The organism is Bradyrhizobium sp. ARR65, assembly GCF_000472385.1.
GTDB lineage: Bacteria > Pseudomonadota > Alphaproteobacteria > Rhizobiales > Xanthobacteraceae > Bradyrhizobium.
In genome coordinates this window covers 67,249-82,673 of sequence record NZ_AWZU01000015.1, presented here as the reverse complement: position 1 = coordinate 82,673, position 15,425 = coordinate 67,249, and the positions used below count along the sequence as shown (strand labels likewise).

General features: G+C 63.8%; 15 protein-coding genes. 1 reads left to right on the top strand and 14 read right to left on the bottom strand.

From position 1 onward, the window contains the following. Position 1: 1 nt before the first annotated feature. Genes F758_RS0118170 through F758_RS0118160 form a run of 3 tightly spaced genes read right to left on the bottom strand, consistent with a single transcriptional unit; the run spans position 2 to position 4,192 of the window. A complete protein-coding gene (locus F758_RS0118170) occupies positions 2-1,090 on the bottom strand; it encodes a lipocalin-like domain-containing protein (protein WP_024509196.1) in 1,089 nt (362 codons plus the stop codon). Continuing rightward, positions 1,080-3,542, bottom strand: coding sequence for an ABC transporter permease (locus F758_RS0118165; RefSeq protein ID WP_024509195.1), 2,463 nt, complete (start codon positions 3,540-3,542; stop codon positions 1,080-1,082). The genes F758_RS0118170 and F758_RS0118165 overlap by 11 nt, the downstream gene beginning before the upstream one ends. Further along, on the bottom strand, positions 3,539-4,192 hold the full coding sequence (locus F758_RS0118160; RefSeq protein WP_024509194.1) for an ABC transporter ATP-binding protein: 654 nt from the start codon (positions 4,190-4,192) through the stop codon (positions 3,539-3,541). Before F758_RS0118160 ends, F758_RS0118165 begins: the two co-directional genes overlap by 4 nt. 265 nt (positions 4,193-4,457) lie before the next feature. Between F758_RS0118160 and F758_RS0118150 the strand changes: the two genes are divergently transcribed. Beyond that, the gene (locus F758_RS0118150; protein ID WP_024509192.1) at positions 4,458-5,792 is read left to right on the top strand and encodes an MFS transporter; all 1,335 of its coding nucleotides are present in this window, start codon (positions 4,458-4,460) and stop codon (positions 5,790-5,792) included. A 115-nt stretch (positions 5,793-5,907) separates the two neighbouring features. Here F758_RS0118150 and F758_RS0118145 read toward each other — a convergent pair whose 3' ends face one another. The 11 genes from F758_RS0118145 to soxX form a co-directional block, all read right to left on the bottom strand. Continuing rightward, positions 5,908-7,629 carry an N-acyl-D-amino-acid deacylase family protein gene (locus F758_RS0118145; RefSeq protein ID WP_024509191.1) on the bottom strand — a complete coding sequence of 574 codons (1,722 nt, stop codon included), beginning with the start codon at positions 7,627-7,629 and terminating at the stop codon, positions 5,908-5,910. A gap of 102 nt (positions 7,630-7,731) precedes the next feature. Beyond that, entirely contained in the window at positions 7,732-8,949 is a 1,218-nt protein-coding gene (locus F758_RS0118140; RefSeq protein WP_024509190.1) for an MFS transporter, read from the bottom strand. 209 nt (positions 8,950-9,158) lie between these two features. Continuing rightward, positions 9,159-9,329 (bottom strand): hypothetical protein, encoded by a 171-nt coding sequence (locus F758_RS50865; protein WP_198026524.1) that lies wholly within the window; start codon positions 9,327-9,329, stop codon positions 9,159-9,161. Between the two features lie 13 nt (positions 9,330-9,342). Further along, positions 9,343-10,383 (bottom strand): MBL fold metallo-hydrolase, encoded by a 1,041-nt coding sequence (locus tag F758_RS0118130; RefSeq protein WP_024509189.1) that lies wholly within the window; start codon positions 10,381-10,383, stop codon positions 9,343-9,345. 250 nt (positions 10,384-10,633) lie between these two features. Continuing rightward, positions 10,634-11,068, bottom strand: coding sequence for a DsrE family protein (locus tag F758_RS0118125; protein ID WP_024509188.1), 435 nt, complete (start codon positions 11,066-11,068; stop codon positions 10,634-10,636). 28 nt (positions 11,069-11,096) lie between these two features. Beyond that, the gene (gene soxB, locus F758_RS0118120; RefSeq protein WP_024509187.1) at positions 11,097-12,839 is read right to left on the bottom strand and encodes a thiosulfohydrolase SoxB; all 1,743 of its coding nucleotides are present in this window, start codon (positions 12,837-12,839) and stop codon (positions 11,097-11,099) included. Positions 12,840-12,972: 133 nt separating this feature from the next. Then, entirely contained in the window at positions 12,973-13,287 is a 315-nt protein-coding gene (locus tag F758_RS0118115; RefSeq protein WP_024509186.1) for a hypothetical protein, read from the bottom strand. Continuing rightward, on the bottom strand, positions 13,287-14,150 hold the full coding sequence (soxA, locus tag F758_RS0118110) for a sulfur oxidation c-type cytochrome SoxA (protein ID WP_024509185.1): 864 nt from the start codon (positions 14,148-14,150) through the stop codon (positions 13,287-13,289). The genes F758_RS0118115 and soxA overlap by 1 nt, the downstream gene beginning before the upstream one ends. A 1-nt stretch (position 14,151) precedes the next feature. After that, a complete protein-coding gene (soxZ, locus tag F758_RS0118105; RefSeq protein ID WP_024509184.1) occupies positions 14,152-14,463 on the bottom strand; it encodes a thiosulfate oxidation carrier complex protein SoxZ in 312 nt (103 codons plus the stop codon). A 20-nt stretch (positions 14,464-14,483) separates the two neighbouring features. Next, positions 14,484-14,972, bottom strand: a complete 489-nt coding sequence (gene soxY, locus F758_RS0118100) for a thiosulfate oxidation carrier protein SoxY (protein ID WP_024509183.1) — start codon at positions 14,970-14,972, stop codon at positions 14,484-14,486. 24 nt (positions 14,973-14,996) lie between these two features. Continuing rightward, complete coding sequence (gene soxX, locus F758_RS0118095; RefSeq protein ID WP_051386949.1) at positions 14,997-15,329, bottom strand: sulfur oxidation c-type cytochrome SoxX; 333 nt, start codon at positions 15,327-15,329, stop codon at positions 14,997-14,999. Positions 15,330-15,425: the final 96 nt, after the last annotated feature.

The window sequence follows — 15,425 nt, the reverse complement described above, 5'->3', positions numbered from 1 at the left end:
CTTAATACCCGGTCAATTCAAGATAGCCCACCCCTGCGTGCGTACCATGAAAGCTGATCGGGCCCTCCCAATAGGAAACGCTCGTCCCCATCCAGGCGCGCGGATTGAGCGGGACCGTATCTATCGCAAGCTGCAGCGCGGGAATCGTGATCTGCCATTGCACCGGCAGCTTGCGGCGATCGATCTCGACTATGTCTTTCGGCGTCATGGTGACGTCAGCGGGAGTGAGTTGCCGCTTGTCGCCCGCAGGTGAAACGAATGTTCCGGAGATGTAGTCGCGGCCGTCCTTCTGCCGCATCCGGTAGAGCATCAGCTTCTCGCCCGAGGTCAGGTGCAGCGCGAACCAGTCCCACCCCGTTTGATCGGAGGCGAGCGGCTGGCTGCTCCATTCCCGGTCCATCCAGGCCTGGCCCGTGACGTCGACCGGCTTGTCGTCGATCGTGAGGCGGCCGGTCGCCTTGAAGAACGGCTGACTGTAGTAATAGGAGGCCTGCTCGCGGTCTGATTTCTTGCTGTAGCCGGCATCGCCCTGCAGCACCAGCGGCCGGTCCGTCTCGAGCTGAAGGCTGTAGGAGAAATCCTTCGCGGCGGCCCTGAGCGTGAGCGGCGAAATGGTGTTGGGATCGGTGCGTTCGGAGCCGCGCATCTCCCAGGAATCGATCCAGGCCCGGAAAGGCTCTGTTTCGACGCCGGCCTGTCCGACCCCGCCGCGCGCGACGGTTTGGCTGAAGCGGTGGGTATCGGCGCGCGTCACTGCCGCATGCGCCATCCAGAGCTGCTGGTTCGCCCATCCGTCGCGTTGCGGGCCTGGTTGCAGCGCGTGGCGAAACAACGTCCATTGCAGGCCATAAGGCGTGCCGCCGTGATCTGCGAGATTGGCGGTCAGATACCACCATTCGATGCGGAAACCGGGATGCGGGCCGTGATCGGCGGGAAACGAGAATGTCTTGCCCGGCGTGACCTGCGCATAGCCCTTGGCATCCGAGCTAAGTCCCGCAAGACCCTGCGCAAACGCTCCCTGAGGAGCAAGGGCCAGCATTCCAAGGCCACTGACGACGGCGCGTCGCGTCGGCTTCGTTTCAGCGCTCATTGACAAACACTTTCACGAGACTCGCCGGCTGCATACGCGCGAGCCTTGCGACTGGCAATAGCGCGGCCGCGAGCGACACCGCCATTGCAACGCCCAGGAGCTTTATGAGCTGCAGCGGGAACACATGAAACGGCAGCCGCCAGCCGAACGCTTTGACATTGACGATCGCAATCAGGCACCAGGCCACCAGTAGGCCGAGCGGCAGCGCCAGCACGGCGGTGATGAGCGCGACCGACAGCGTCTTGGTGAGTTCGATGCCGGCAAGCCGACGGCGGGTGATGCCGATCGCCCAGAGCGGCGCAAGCTGCGGCAGGCGGGAATTGGCCAGCGTCAACAGGCTGGTCAGGAGCGCAATGCCGGCAACGCCAAGTGTGAACGTGTTCAGCGCGGCGGTCACCGCAAAGGTCCGGTTGAAGATCCGTAAGGATTCGGCTTTCAGTGCGGTCTGGTCCATGAGATTGCGGCCATCGAGGCCGAATCGATCCGATAAAGCAGAGATCAGCGCGGCCGCGCTGCCGGGCTTGACGCGCAGCGCGAGACGCGTTCGCGGTGTTTGCGGAAAATGCGCCATGAGGGCGGCGGTATCCACGGCAAGCTGGCTTTTGGGATTGCCATAGTCGGCATAGATGCCAACGACGCGAAGCTTCCAATCTCCGATCGGTGTCGGTACCTCGATTGTTTCGCCGAGGCTGACATTGGCGCGCTCCGCCAGTTGCTCGCTGACGAAGGCCGCATCCGCCTCGCGAAGCCGGCTCCAGGCGTTTGGAGAGGACTGCAACAGCGGCCAGTGCGCCTGATACGTCGCATCATCGGGCAGGCCGAACACCTCCAGCGGTGCGCCGTTCAGTTGGGTGTCGGCGCGGCCGCCCTGCAACACGGCTTCGACCTCGGATCGTCTGCGCAGCCATGATTTGATCGCCTCGGCTTGCGCATCGTCGGATGCGGCGAGATAGATGTCGGCGGTCAGCCGTCCGTTGAGCCAGGTGACAAAGGTTCGGCTGAACGTCTCGACCATGGTGCCGACGCCGACATTGACTGCAAGCGCGAGCAGCAGCGCCATCAGCGCGAGCGACAGTCCCGAAAGCTGCTGGCGGCTATCGGCCCAGAACCATGCGGCGAGCGCGCCAACGGCGCTACGCTCGCCGGCCGTCAGCGCCGCTTCAAGCAAGGCGGGCAGGATCAACGCGGCGCCGAGCAGAAGGGCTGCGAGCACGCCAAATCCCGCGAGCAGCGAGTTGCCGTACCACATCAGCCAGCCGGCACCAGCCAGAATGGCAAGTGCGGCCGCGCTCTGCAAAATCAGCCAGCGGCGCTGCGCCTGATGCCAGGCATGGGGCTGCGCCGCGGCAAGGATGGGAAGCCGAATCGCTTTGGCAAGACTGGTGGCTGCGGCGACCAGCGCGCCGGCGATGCTGATCATAAGCCCAGCCAGCCACCATTCCGGCTTCATGCTCAACTCGCCCGGAATATCCGCGCCGTAGAGTCCGCGCAGCGATGCCGCGACGTCCGGCAGCAGCGCCGCTGCGATGAAATAGCCGCAGACAAGGCCGATGAGGCCCGCGATCAGCGCCAGTGACACGAGCTCAATCACCAGAACACTGTTGAGCATGAGGCTCGAGGCGCCGCAGGCGCGCAGGGTCCGGAGCATCGGCAGCCGCTGCTCGAACGCGAGCCCGATCGCCGAATTGACGATGAACAGCCCGACCACGAAGGACAACAGTCCGAATGCCGTGAGGTTTAAGTGAAAGCTGTCGGTCAGGCGCTCGAGCTCGGTCTCGGCATCCGCCTGCACGAGGTGGAGCTGATCGCCGACGACGCTTTCGAGCGCGAGCGCAGGGCCCTTCGGCTTGCTGACCAGCAGGCGCGAGAGCTGCGCCGGCTTGTTCAGCAGCTTTTGCGCAATCCCGATGTCGACCACCAGCACGTTGCCGACGAGCTGCGGCTGCGCATGCAGCGGCGGCAATGGTGCGCCGCCGCTGATCTCGGGCGTCGCCCCTTGCGGCAGGCCGAGGTCGGATAGCGTCTCCGGCGCGACCAGGGTCTGCCCGGGCGGCGTGATGAAGGCCAGGAGGTCCTCGCGTCCGATCGTCGGTGCATTGCCGACTTCGGCCGGCAGCGTCACCGGCTCGATGCCGAGCAGGCGATAGGAATGTCCCTCGATCTGCACGCGGCCCTCCAGCACGGGCGATACTTGCCACCCGGCGCGGCGCAGTTTTGCAAACAGCGCCTGCGGGAAGGTCCCGCCATTGCCTGCAACGAGCGCGGCGGTGCGTGCGCCGCCGAATACGGCTGCCGCGCGATCGTAGGATTCGCGCGCCTGCTGGTTCAGCGCCTGCACGCCGCTCCAGAGCGCGGTCGCCGAGATCAAGCCGATCAGCAGCGTGGCGAGCTGCATCCTGTGCCGCCGCCAGTGGCTCAAGAGCACGGCGAGGATCCACAGCGCGCGCCTCATGCAACGACCCCGTTGTGCAGCGTGACCTGCCGGTCCAGCGTCGCGGCGAGCCGCAGGCTGTGGGTCACCATCAGGAAGGCGCAGCCGGTACGCGCGACCAGGTCGCGCGCCAATGCCAGCACGTCATCCGCGGTCGCCTCGTCGAGATTGCCGGTCGGCTCGTCCGCGAGCAGCAGCACCGGCTTGATGGCCAGTGCGCGGCCGATCGCCACCCGTTGCTGCTGGCCGCCGGACAATTGCTCGGGGTAGCGCTTGAGCAGGCCGCCAAGTCCGAGCCGCTCGATCAGCTCGCTTTGCCAAGCCGGATCATGGCGTCCGGCAAGCCGCGCCTGGAACGCGAGATTATCCGCGACGTTCAGGCTCGGCACCAGATTGAACTGCTGGAACACCAGGCCCAACCGGTCGCGTCGCAGCGCGGCGCGGCCGGTGTCGGACAGTTTGGTGATGCAATCCTGGCCGATCCAGATTTCACCGCCGACGGCGGCGTCGAGCCCCGCGATCAGATGTAACAGCGTGCTCTTGCCGGAGCCGGACTCTCCTGTCAGCGCCACGCGCTCGCCGGCGGCGATCGCGAGATCGACGCCGCGCAGTACCGCGACCTCCTCGCCGGCCGAACGGTAGGATTTTGTCAGATTGCGAACGCTCAGCACGATGTCCTTGCCCGTTTGCGGTAGCGGGCGCGAGCGGTGCCCTTTCACGATGGTTGCGGCACCATATAGCAAGGTCGGCCGTGGAGATCACGGCATCTGCCCGCGTTTGGTCATGTAACCCTGTCGTCGGGCCGGTTGCGCCGCACATGCCCTGATCACGAAGGCGAGGGTTGCATTGCCGGCGATGCCGCCTGTAGCATCGGAACTCGCCGGCTCGAAGGGGCCCATCAAGAAATAAAGCAAGGATATGACGGGGAGGGATCGCATGGCCGCGCAGCCGACGCCCAAGGAGCCGATATCAAAGGAGCCGACACCAAAGGGCGCCTGGAAGATCACCTTTCTGCTGTTCCTGTTCATGCTGGTGAATTTCGCGGACAAGATCGTGGTCGGTCTCGCCGGCGTGCCGATCATGACCGATCTGAAGCTCGAGCCTGAGCAGTTCGGGCTGCTCGGGTCCTCCTTTTTCCTCCTGTTCTCGATCTCGGCGATCGTGGTCGGTTTCATCGTCAATCGTGTCGAGACACGCTGGGTATTGTTGGCGCTGGCGCTTGTTTGGGCGTTGGCACAGTTTCCCATGGTCGGAACCGTCGGCTTCACGACGCTGCTGATCTGCCGCGTCATTCTCGGCGCGGGCGAAGGGCCGGCATTTTCGGTGGCGGCGCATGCCATCTACAAATGGTTCCCTGACGAGAAGCGGGGGCTGCCGACCGCCATCCTCTCGCAAGGTTCGGCCTTCGGCGTGATCGTCGCGGTGCCCGCGTTGAACTGGGTGATTGTGAACTATAACTGGCATTACGCTTTCGGCGCGCTCGGCATCGTCGGGCTATTGTGGGCGCTCGCTTGGCTGGTGCTGGGCAAGGAGGGACCGCTTGTAGAAGCCTCGAGCACGCAGGCTGCCGAGGCAAAAATACCTTACCCGCAACTGCTCACCTCGCGCACCTTCATCGGCTGCATCGCGGCGACCTTCGGCGCCTACTGGGCGCTGTCGCTGGGGCTCACCTGGTTCACGCCTTTCATCATCAAGGGGCTCGGCTACTCGCAACAGCAGGCGGGTTTCATCTCGATCTTGCCGTGGATCTTCGGCGCAGCAATCGTGCTGCTCGCCGGCTGGCTCTCGCAGACCTTGATGGCGCGGGGCGTTTCGACCCGCATCGCGCGCGGCGTGCTGGGCGCGGCCCCGCTGGCGGCCGGCGGTGCGATCCTGGCGATGATGCCGCACGTGCAGGGAACGGGCCTTCAGATCGCACTGCTCGTGGTCGGCACCGGCCTGTGCGGCGCGATCTATGTGGTCTGTCCACCGATGATCAGCGAGTTCACGCCGGTGTCGCAGCGCGGCGCCGCCATCGCGATCTACGGGGCGCTCTATACGCTCGCCGGCATCGTTGCGCCGGCGGTGATGGGCAGTGTGATCCAGCACTCCCCGACGTTGCTTGACGGTTATTTCACCGGCTTCACCATCAACGCCGTGATCATGGTCGTCTCCGGCCTGCTCGGCCTGCTCCTGCTCTGGCCCAACACCGAGCGCGCGCGGCTGATGGGGCAGGCAGTCGCCACACAATCCCCCGTGGTCCCGGCGAAGGCCGGGACCCATCCCGCGTGATCTCTCAATGAGGCATGACGGCTGACGCCGCGCTTAAAACCGCGCTGTTGACTCTGCGGCTCCCACCTCGCCCCCGCAAGCGGGGCGAGGGAATAACCCGCCCTCCGCCTTGAGCCTACTGCAACTTTCTCTGCACGCCGCGCACCAGCTTTCCCGGCCGCGCGCCGGTAGGCGCGCCTGCGCGCTGCGTCACCACACCGGAGACGATGGTGGCGTCATAACCGTCGACCTGCTGCAGCAGGCGCCGGCCGCGCATGGGGAGATCATAGTGCACCTTCGGCGGATGCAGATGCAGCCGGTCGTAATCGATCACATTGATATCGGCCTTATATCCCACCGCGATCAGGCCGCGATCGTTGAGCCCGACCGAGAGCGCGGTCTTGCGTGACTGCGCCGCCACCACGAAGGGGATCGACAGTTTTTCGCCGCGCTTGCGGTCGCGCGTCCAGTGCGTCAGCAAATAGGTCGGAAAACTCGCATCGCAGATGATGCCGCAATGCGCGCCGCCGTCGCTGAGGCCAGGCACGGATTGCGGATCGCACAGCATCTCGCGCGTCGCATCGAGATTGCCCTCGGCATAGTTGACGAACGGCACATAGAGCATGCCACGGCCGTGATCGGAGAGCATGGCATCATAAGCCAGCTCTTCGGGCCGCGTGCCGAGCTTGCGCGCCTGCGGTCCCAGTGCATTCTCCGGCGGCTGCTCGTAGTCGGGCGGATCGCCGAGCAGGAACATCTTGTCGTAGTTCGGCCGGAAGAACAGCGGGTCATCAGTTGTGCTTGGCGTCTCGCTCAGGATCGCCGCGCGCACCTCCGGCTGCTTTAGTCGCAGCAGTCGCTCCGCGAGCGGCAGATGCGCGATCGCCCTGTAGCTCGCATGAGTCTGGAACGGATTGCGCGACAACTCCAGCCCCAGCAGCAGCCCGACCGGACGGGCGGCGATCTGCGCCGTGACCGACAGTCCCCTCGTCGCTGCCGCATTGATCTCATCCAGCGTCTGGCGCCAGCGCCGCGGCGCCTTGTCGTTCTGGGTGACGGAGAAAGAGATCGGGCATTTGGTTCGCTCCGCGACCCGCAGCATCATCGGCAGATCTTCATGGAGCGTGGATGGATCGAGCACGAATTGCAGCACGCTGCGGCCTCGTTCGTGCATGGCGCCGGCGATGGCCGTGAGCTCGTCCTCGCCCGCTTTCAAGGTCGGGGTGAAATCGCCGGTCGAGGTGCGGTGATTGAGCGTGCGCGAGGTGGAGAAGCCGAGCGCGCCGGCGCGCACCGCTTCGCCCGCGAGTTTCGCCATCGCCGCGTTGTCCTCGGGCGTTGAGGGATCACGACGCGCGCCGCGCTCGCCCATCACGTAGACGCGAAGCGCCGCGTGCGGGAGCTGCGCGCCGATGTCGATGTCGAATGCGCGCCGCGAAAGCCAATTCATATAGTCGGGAAAGCTTTCCCACTCCCAGGGAATGCCGGCGCTCAGCACCGGCTCCGGAATGTCCTCGACGCCTTCCATCAACTGGATCAGCCGCTGGTGATCGTCCGGCCGGCACGGCGCGAAGCCGACGCCGCAATTGCCCATGATCGCCGTGGTGACGCCGTTCTGCGATGACGGCGAGATATCCTGGCTCCAGGTCACCTGGCCGTCATAATGGGTGTGAACGTCGACAAAGCCCGGCGTCACCAGCCTGCCGCGCGCGTCGATCTCTTCGGTGCCTTTACTTGAGACTTTGCCGACTTCGGCGATGCGGCCGTCCTTGATCGCAATATCGGCTTCGAACAATTCGCCGCCGGTTCCGTCGGCAATGGTTCCTTCGCGGATGACGAGGTCTGGATTGGCGGTCATGGCGTTCCGTCCTCGATGCTTGTTTTCGTTGGGCCGTATCATCGGCCCGCACCGGGGACTGTCAACCGCCGCGAACAGGCGTCAGCAATGCGTCAAGCGCCCTCAAGCGCTCGCCAGGCGCTGCTCGCGCTTGCGCTCGGTGAAGGGCGCGAGCACGACGGTGAGCACCATGAACGCGGCGGAGAGGCCGAACACCCAGCGCGGCAGGCTCTGGTCCATGATCCAGCCGAACAGGAGCGGGCTCAGGATGCCGCTTAAATTGAACCCGGTGGAGACGATGCCGAAGGCGCGGCCCGCGGCGCCTGCCGGCGCGGCATTGCGGACCAGCATGTCGCGCGAGGGCGCGATCACACCGCCGAGAAAGCCGGCGGCGGTCATCGCCGCCGTAAGCAAGGCCGGCGGCAGCGCCATCATCGCGATCAGCAGCACGATCCCCGCATTGACGCCGAAACAGATCGCGGCAACCTGCCCGTGACGGTGGGTGTGATCGGCCAGAAAGCCGCCGGCGAGCACGCCGACGGCGCTCGCGCCGAGATAGGCGGTCAGGGCGACATTGGCGGTCGAAAATGCGGCGCCATAGCCGTTCATCAGCGCCACCACGCCGAAATTGCTGATGCCGGCATTGGACAGGCCGAGCAGCATGAAGAAGATGGTCAGCACCATCAGGGCCGGCGTGACGATGGTCTGTTTCGATGCCTTGCCGCCGGCACCCCGTTGGTGCTTCGCGCTGGCCTCGGGCACGCCGAACAAGAGCAGCGCGAGCGCCACCAGAGGGCCGATCGCGCCTGAAACGATCAAGGCGCCGACGCCGCCCACAGAAGTGACCAGCGCCGCGACGATCGGCGGCGCCACCGCGCCGCCGAGATAGCCGGCGAAGGTGTGGACCGAAAAGGCACGGCCCATCCGCGCTTCGTCCATATGCGCCGACAGGATCGCGTAATCCGCTGGATGGTAGACGCTGTTGGCAAGGCCGAGCAGCACGGCGCATGCAATCAAGACGGAATAGCTTAAGTGCAGCCCGATCAGGGCCAGCGCAAGCCCACCGAGGCAAAGGCCCAGCAGCAGGATTTTGCGCGCGCCAAAATGGTCGACCAGATAGCCCGTCGGCGCCTGCGTCAGCGCGGAGACGACCGCGAACACGGTCAGTGCGAAGCCGAGCTCGATATAACCGACGCCGAGCGCCGTTTTGAGGAACGGAAACAGCATCGGCAGCACCAGCATATGGAAGTGGCTGACCCAATGCGCCGTTGAAATCAGGGTGAGTGTACGCAGCCCAGTATCCGCCTTGCTTTGCTGCGATGCGGCGAGAACGTCGGCCATTGCTGATGCAGGTTCCGTCTATTTTCCAGGCAATCAAACTATCGGCAGAGACGGTTATTTGTCCATGAACGGCGCCGCATGGCAGCTCTATCGCGCGCCCACACCGCCGTCCTTCCGGGGCACGCGCAACGCGCGAACCCGGACTCCAGAGGTTATGGCGCGAGACTTCGGGTTCGCGCTACGGCGCGCCCCGGAATGACCGAAAGCAGCTAATACGGCTCCTCGTCCGGCCCGTAGCGATCCCGCTTTGGCGTGGCGATGTCGCCGTCTTGATAGAGCTCGTCCCAGTCCGGAGGCGTTGGCTTCTTCTTTTTGTTCTTCTCCGCGTTCGTCGCGGGCTCGTCCTTTTTGCCGGCGCCGCCGGCCTTGTCGCCTGGCATCGTCAGGTCCCTTTCACGCTGCCATCACCGGGCCTCCGGCTTTCTTCCAGGCATCCATGCCGCCGGCGATGTGGGCGGTGTTGAGCAGGCCAGCCTGCTTGGCGGCGCACACGGCCATGGCCGAGCGTTCGCCGAAAGCGCAGAAGAACACGATGCGCCGGCCGGTCGAGGCCGCGACTTCGCGCAACATGCCGCCCGGTTTGAGGCTCTCTTCAATCGAGGGATAGGGCGCATGCAGCGCGCCGGCCAGCGTGCCGTGTTTGGCGCGCTCGCCGCTTTCGCGCAGATCCACCAGGAGGATGTCGGGCCGGCCGAGCGCCTTGATCGCTTCGCACGCGGAGAGCGCCCGGCCCTCCTTGGCAAGATCCTCCTGGTGCCAGCCGACATGCATGTTGGCGGGCACGGCGACATCCATCATCTTCGGGTTCGGCAATTTCAGATTGTTCATCAGCTCGACATATTCATCGGCCGATCGCACCTGAAGCCGCGGATTGTAGCGCTTCTCCTCGCCGATGGTGGAGACGGTGTCGCCCTTGTAGTCATGCGCGGGATAGACCAGCGTCTCCTCTGGCAGCTTGAGCAGCCGGTTGAAGATGGAGTCGTATTGCGCCCGCGCACTGCCGTTCTGGAAGTCGGTGCGGCCGGTGCCGCGGATCAAAAGCGTGTCCCCGGTAAAGACGCGATCGCCCATCAGGAAACTGTAGGAGTCGTCGGTGTGGCCGGGCGTGTACATCACGTCGAGCGAAATGCCCTCGATCGTCACGTTGTCGCCATCGGCGACTCGCATCGACACCACGTCGGCCTTGCTCTGATCGCCCATGATGGTGATGCAATGGGTGCGATCACGCAGTTCACCGAGACCAGTGACGTGATCGGCATGCAGATGGGTATCGACGGCCTTGACCAGCTTGAGGTCGAGCTCGCGTAAGAGTTGGCAGTAGCGATCGGCCTTCTCCAGGACGGGATCGAGGATCAACGCCTCGCCGCCGGAGCGGCTTGCGATCAGGTAGCTGTAGGTTCCAGAGACGCTGTCGAAGAGCTGCCGAAAGATCATGGCCGGCCTCCCAAGAAAATGATTCCAAATATTAGAGCATTGCGAGAAAAATTGTGTAGCGGCTTTCGGTCGCGATCAGGCTGAAGTGAAAGTGGCGTGAGGATTCCGCTGTAGCGGCGCACCGTCATTTTCGGGATGGTGCGGAGCACCAGACCTGGAATCTCGAGATTCCGGGTTCGGCTCGGAGCCTGTCATCGGGCCGCGCTTTGCGCGGACCCGTCGGAGCCGCCCCGGAATGACGGCGAGAGCGTCACGGCCTTACCAGAGTATACCCGTTCTCGGTGAGCAGCAGTATCTGCGCCACCCCGACCTGGACCGGCGTTGCAGCGGGAATAATGTCAGGACGCTTGCCGGTTTCGCGCTCGATCGTCTCGACGGTATTGAGGCAGACGTCGAAGCGCACGCCTTGCGCGATCAGGCTTTCGACCAGCTTGCGGCCGGCATTTTCGCTGCGCAGCAAATCGATGCCGGGACCGAATGCCACCACCTCGATGGCGACCTTGTCGGGATCGTAGAACTTCAGAAGGTTGTTGGCGACGCTGATCACAAGCGCCTGCTTTTTCGGGTCGCTGTCGGAGAGCTGCAGCACGATCTTGTGCTCGGCAAATGGCTTGTCCTGCAGCGGCGCCTGCTGGGCGCGCGCCGGTGGCAGGCTTGCCGGAACCAATGCGACGGCAGCGCGCAAATGATTAGCTGATGGAGCGAACGTCGTTTCATCCCTGGCCCACGATGCCCGGATTGCCGTCGATGCCCTTCAAGGTCACGCCGCTGCCGTGTGCGCGCGGTGTCGTGCCCGCGCGCAGATGGTTCGCGAAAACGTCCCAGACGGGCTTGCCCGCTTGCGCATTCATCGAAGCCCAGCCGGCAACCTTGTACCTTTTTCCGGCTTCGATCGGCCGGCCACTATCGAGCCTGAGTTCGGAAATGCGCTTGCCCATGCCCTCAGCGGGTGCGCAGACATAGGACAGGCCGCCGGTACGAACCATGTCGCCACCCTGCTGGTAATAGGGATCGGGATTGAAGAGATTGTCGCAGACGTCTTCGAGCACGGCTTTGATCTCGGCGCCGGTCATGCTCTGCACATAAGTTTCGGGATAGGTGATCGCGGTCTCGCCGAGCACATCTTCCATCGTCAATGCCTGGCCGGCGAGCGCCGTGGTGCCCCAACGAAAGCCCGGTGACAGCGCGATCTCGGCATCGAGCTCGCTGCGCAGCGCGTCGCAGATCAACTGGTCCATGGGGCCGGAGAAATTACCGCGGCGGTAGAGCAGCCGGTCGGTCGTTGCGATCTTGTCGAACCAGGCCGCATGCGGCTCGCGCAGCCTGTCGATCAACGCGGTCATCGCCGGGTCGGGTTTCAACAGCTCCGAGAACACCGGCAGCAGCCGATAGCGCACGCCGCTGACCTTGCCCTTGCCAAGCTCGAGATCGAGCACACCCAAGAACTTCCCGTTCGAGCCGGCATTGGTGACCAGCGTGGTGCCGCCGACGTTCTTCACCGGCACCGGTTGCGGCACGGCGTCATGGGTGTGGCCACCAAGGATGACATCAATGCCCGTAATGCGGCCCGCGAGCTTCAAATCGACATCCATGCCGTTGTGCGACAGCAGGATCACCGCATCGACCTTCTCTCGTGCCCGCAAGTCGTTGACGAGCGTTGAGAGCTCGTCGTCGTGAATGCCGAAGGTCCAGTCCGGCGTGAAGCGCTTTGGGTGCGCGACCGGTACGTAAGGGAAAGCCTGGCCGATCACGGCAACGCGATAGCCGCCGAGCTCCTTGATCGTGGCAGGCTTGAAGACGCGGCCTGATGCAGGATCGAACGCCTTGGCATCGTTGAACGCGGCTTCTTCCGTGAGGAAAACGTTCTGGGCCAGGAACTCGCCCTTGAAGCCGGCGAGATTGGCACGCAGCGCGGCCTCGCCATAGGTGAACTCCCAATGGCCGGTCATTGCCTCGATGCCGAGCAAGTTTGCCGCTTCCACCATGTCGGCGCCCTGCATGGCATTGGCAAGTCCCGTGCCCTGCCAGAGATCGCCACCGTCCAGAAGCAGCGTGCGCGCCTCGCCGACATCACCGCGCAAGCGATCGATCAGCGTCTTCAGATGCGCAAAGCCGCCGAGCTTGCCGAACCGAGGCGCGGATTTCTCGAAGTCGACACAGGTGAAGGCATAGGCGTCGGCGCTGTCGGGCTTGATGCCAAAGCGGTCGAGAAAGGCCTTGCCGACCAGGTGCGGGGGCTGGCCGGCCATGGCCCCGAGCCCGATATTGACGCTGGGTTCGCGGAAATAGACCGGCTTGAGCTGCGCATGGGTGTCGGTGAGATGCAGGATGCGCGCGTTGCCGAAGCGCTCGAGGTCGTAAATGCTCGCCACGTCCGCCGCGCGCGCGAAGCGCGGAAGAGCGGACAGCGCGGCGGCGCCCGACAGTTTCAGGAATTCCCGTCGGCGAATTGGCATCGCGCCTGATCTCCGCGCCCGCAAAAAGAGTCTAGAGCATGATCCGGAAAAGTGGACGCCGATTTTCCGAAAAGATCATGCTCAAAATGAGAATCTAGAGCGGGATGACGATTCGAAGAAGCGTGATCCCGCTCTAATGAATTTCGGCATCCTTCCAGCGTTCTTTTTCGCTGGTCGCCTGAAAGATCGAAGCCTTCGCCAGCGCCTCGGCTTCCCTGGCCGAGGCGGTTGCGGTGTCAAAATCGCCTTTGTCAGCGGCCTGTTTGGCCGCCTTGAGCTGGGCTTCGGCCGTGATCCATTGATTGCGCAAGGCGCCTGCTTCTTTTTCTGCGGCTTCCGCCGCGGCATAGGCGGCCTTGAAATCGGCTTCCAAGGCCGCCCGCGCCGGCACGGCAACGGCAATCAGCAAGCAAGCCGCAAGCATCGCGCCCTTGATGGCCGCCCGCATCATGGCCTTGCTCCCGGACCCGCGACAGGCAGGCCATTACTGACATAGGAGAGGAAATATTCGAGATCGCGATAGTCTTCCGATTGCGGCTCCTCAGGGACGGCGCGGGTCTGGCTGTTGCAGGTCACGAAACGGCGGCTGATCGTGCCCATGCCGGCCCATTCGGAGCGGTAGATCGGCATGGCGTTGAGAATGCCGAGTGCGGGCGCCAGCGTCTCCGCGCGGAGGCGCTCGCCCGGGCTTTGCACATGGCAGCTCGCGCAGGAGAAGTTGAGTTGCCCCCGGCGGGTATAGAAATAGCGCTTGCCGTTCTCATAGGCTGCCAGCGCGCGCGGATCGTTCGGGATCTTGATGTCGAAGGGTTTGCCGCGCGAGGTGAAGGCCATGTAGGCGGTGAGCGAGGCCATATCGTCCTTCACATAAGAGAGCGGCGCCTCACCATTGGCTTCGCGGCAGCGATTGAGCGCGAGCTCGAGCGTGATGACCTCGCCTTCCTTCGCATCGAAATAAGGATAGTTCTGGCGGATCCCGATGCCGCCGTTCTCAAAGCAATCGGCATAGGTCTTGCCGTTCTTGAACGGTTTCGAAAACATCTCCTTGCCGGCCTCGAGCGCGAATTCGTAAGGCGGGAATTCCTCCTTCTCCTGCCATTGCCGGCGCATGTCCTCATTCATCGAATAGGGGCCGTTGACGAAATCCTCCAGTTTGACGTTGGGGAATCTCTTCACGAAATAGTCGCGGAACGCCTTGGCGTCGGCTGCGGGATCGACGGCGTCGGCACCAGGCGCCGCGCGCACGATCACGGCGAAGGCGCCAAGCAACAGCACCGCCGAGGCGAGCGAAATGGCAAAACGCGCGCGCATCCTATTGGATCTTGGCTGTGGTTGAGTCGCTCGCACCCTTGTTGTCGACCCAGCTGATCTTCAGCTCGTCGCCCTTGTTGGCGCCCTTGAACGCGAACTTGATGTAGGGGTCTTTTGACACGGCAGGCCCCCAATTGGCGACGAAAACGGATTTGCCGTTGTGCTCGAAGGTGAGCCGCTGGATGAAATGGGCTGGAATGAGCTGGCCCTGTGCGTCCTTGACGAAGCCGGAATCCATCGGATGCTGAATCAGCGCCTGCACCTCGGTGGTCTCGCCATTGGCGGTCGCACGCACGCGAATTGTCGATGCCATCGGATCCTCTGTTCTGCTCGTTAGCCGCCGCAGCCGCCGACGGTGACCTTCACTTCCTTGGTGGCGCTGTAAAGCTTGCCGCCCGCTTCCACGATCGCGATCACATTGCTGGTCTGCTGCATCTTCAGGCGGTTTGCGACGACAGGCAACGTGCCTTCCGGGATCTGATAGGATGCGGCAAGCGCATTCGGGTTGCCGCTGACCAGGAACGAGATCGAGGTGACGTTTTCGAGCGTGGTGGTCACCGAAATCGGGACCACCGCGCCGTTCTCGGCGATTTCGGGCGCATCCAGCTTGACTTTGTCGGAAGCCTCGGCGCTCCTGCCGTAGAGCGCCTGGATCGCGTCCTTGTCGCCCTTCTGCTTGAAGGCATCTTCAGGATATTTATCGTTCGCGGCCGCGAGCGCCGGCAGCGCGATCAGATTGCCCAATCCGGCCAGCGCGACAGATCCCGCGCCCTGCAGGATCAGGCGTCGCGTCGCCGAAAACCGCTCAAAAGAAAAAGTCATCCTGGTCTCCAAATAGAGCGGCCGTCACAACGTCTCCAGAAAATCAACGATCGCGTTGATCTCCTGCTCGGTCAAAATCCGGTTCCGGCCGAACGGCGGCATCATGGTCTGCGGATTGCGTTTGGTCTCGTCGTTGAGGATCGCGACCAGCTCGTTCCGATCGGGATATTTGCTTTTGATGTCCTTCAGCGCGGGTCCGATCGTGCCAGCAAGGTCGCCGCCCTTGATCTCGTGACAGGTCAGGCAATTGCCCTTGCCCCGATCGAAGGCGAGCCTTTGTCCCTCGGCCGCGCCCGATTGGGCCCGCGCGATGGTGGTCGGACCCGCCAGCAGCAGGAGCACGAGGGAGGCGGCAATCGCGGATTTTTGGCAGGAAGGCGCGATCAAGGGCGGTTCCTAGGGGAGCGCTATGTCGATGATCTCTTTGGGAATATAGGCGGTGAAAAGCACAAA

What these genes read in the sequence shown, in the direction of transcription:
- F758_RS50865 (WP_198026524.1), bottom strand. Translation starts at nt 9,329, where the DNA reads ATGCCAGGCGACAAGGCCGGCGGCGCCGGCAAAAAGGACGAGCCCGCG.
- F758_RS0118140 (WP_024509190.1), bottom strand. Translation starts at nt 8,949, where the DNA reads ATGGCCGACGTTCTCGCCGCATCGCAGCAAAGCAAGGCGGATACTGGG.
- F758_RS0118130 (WP_024509189.1), bottom strand. Translation starts at nt 10,383, where the DNA reads ATGATCTTTCGGCAGCTCTTCGACAGCGTCTCTGGAACCTACAGCTAC.
- F758_RS0118150 (WP_024509192.1), top strand. Translation starts at nt 4,458, where the DNA reads ATGGCCGCGCAGCCGACGCCCAAGGAGCCGATATCAAAGGAGCCGACA.
- F758_RS0118115 (WP_024509186.1), bottom strand. Translation starts at nt 13,287, where the DNA reads ATGCGGGCGGCCATCAAGGGCGCGATGCTTGCGGCTTGCTTGCTGATT.
- F758_RS0118145 (WP_024509191.1), bottom strand. Translation starts at nt 7,629, where the DNA reads ATGACCGCCAATCCAGACCTCGTCATCCGCGAAGGAACCATTGCCGAC.
- soxA (WP_024509185.1), bottom strand. Translation starts at nt 14,150, where the DNA reads ATGCGCGCGCGTTTTGCCATTTCGCTCGCCTCGGCGGTGCTGTTGCTT.
- F758_RS0118165 (WP_024509195.1), bottom strand. Translation starts at nt 3,542, where the DNA reads ATGAGGCGCGCGCTGTGGATCCTCGCCGTGCTCTTGAGCCACTGGCGG.
- soxB (WP_024509187.1), bottom strand. Translation starts at nt 12,839, where the DNA reads ATGCCAATTCGCCGACGGGAATTCCTGAAACTGTCGGGCGCCGCCGCG.
- F758_RS0118170 (WP_024509196.1), bottom strand. Translation starts at nt 1,090, where the DNA reads ATGAGCGCTGAAACGAAGCCGACGCGACGCGCCGTCGTCAGTGGCCTT.
- soxZ (WP_024509184.1), bottom strand. Translation starts at nt 14,463, where the DNA reads ATGGCATCGACAATTCGCGTGCGTGCGACCGCCAATGGCGAGACCACC.
- soxY (WP_024509183.1), bottom strand. Translation starts at nt 14,972, where the DNA reads ATGACTTTTTCTTTTGAGCGGTTTTCGGCGACGCGACGCCTGATCCTG.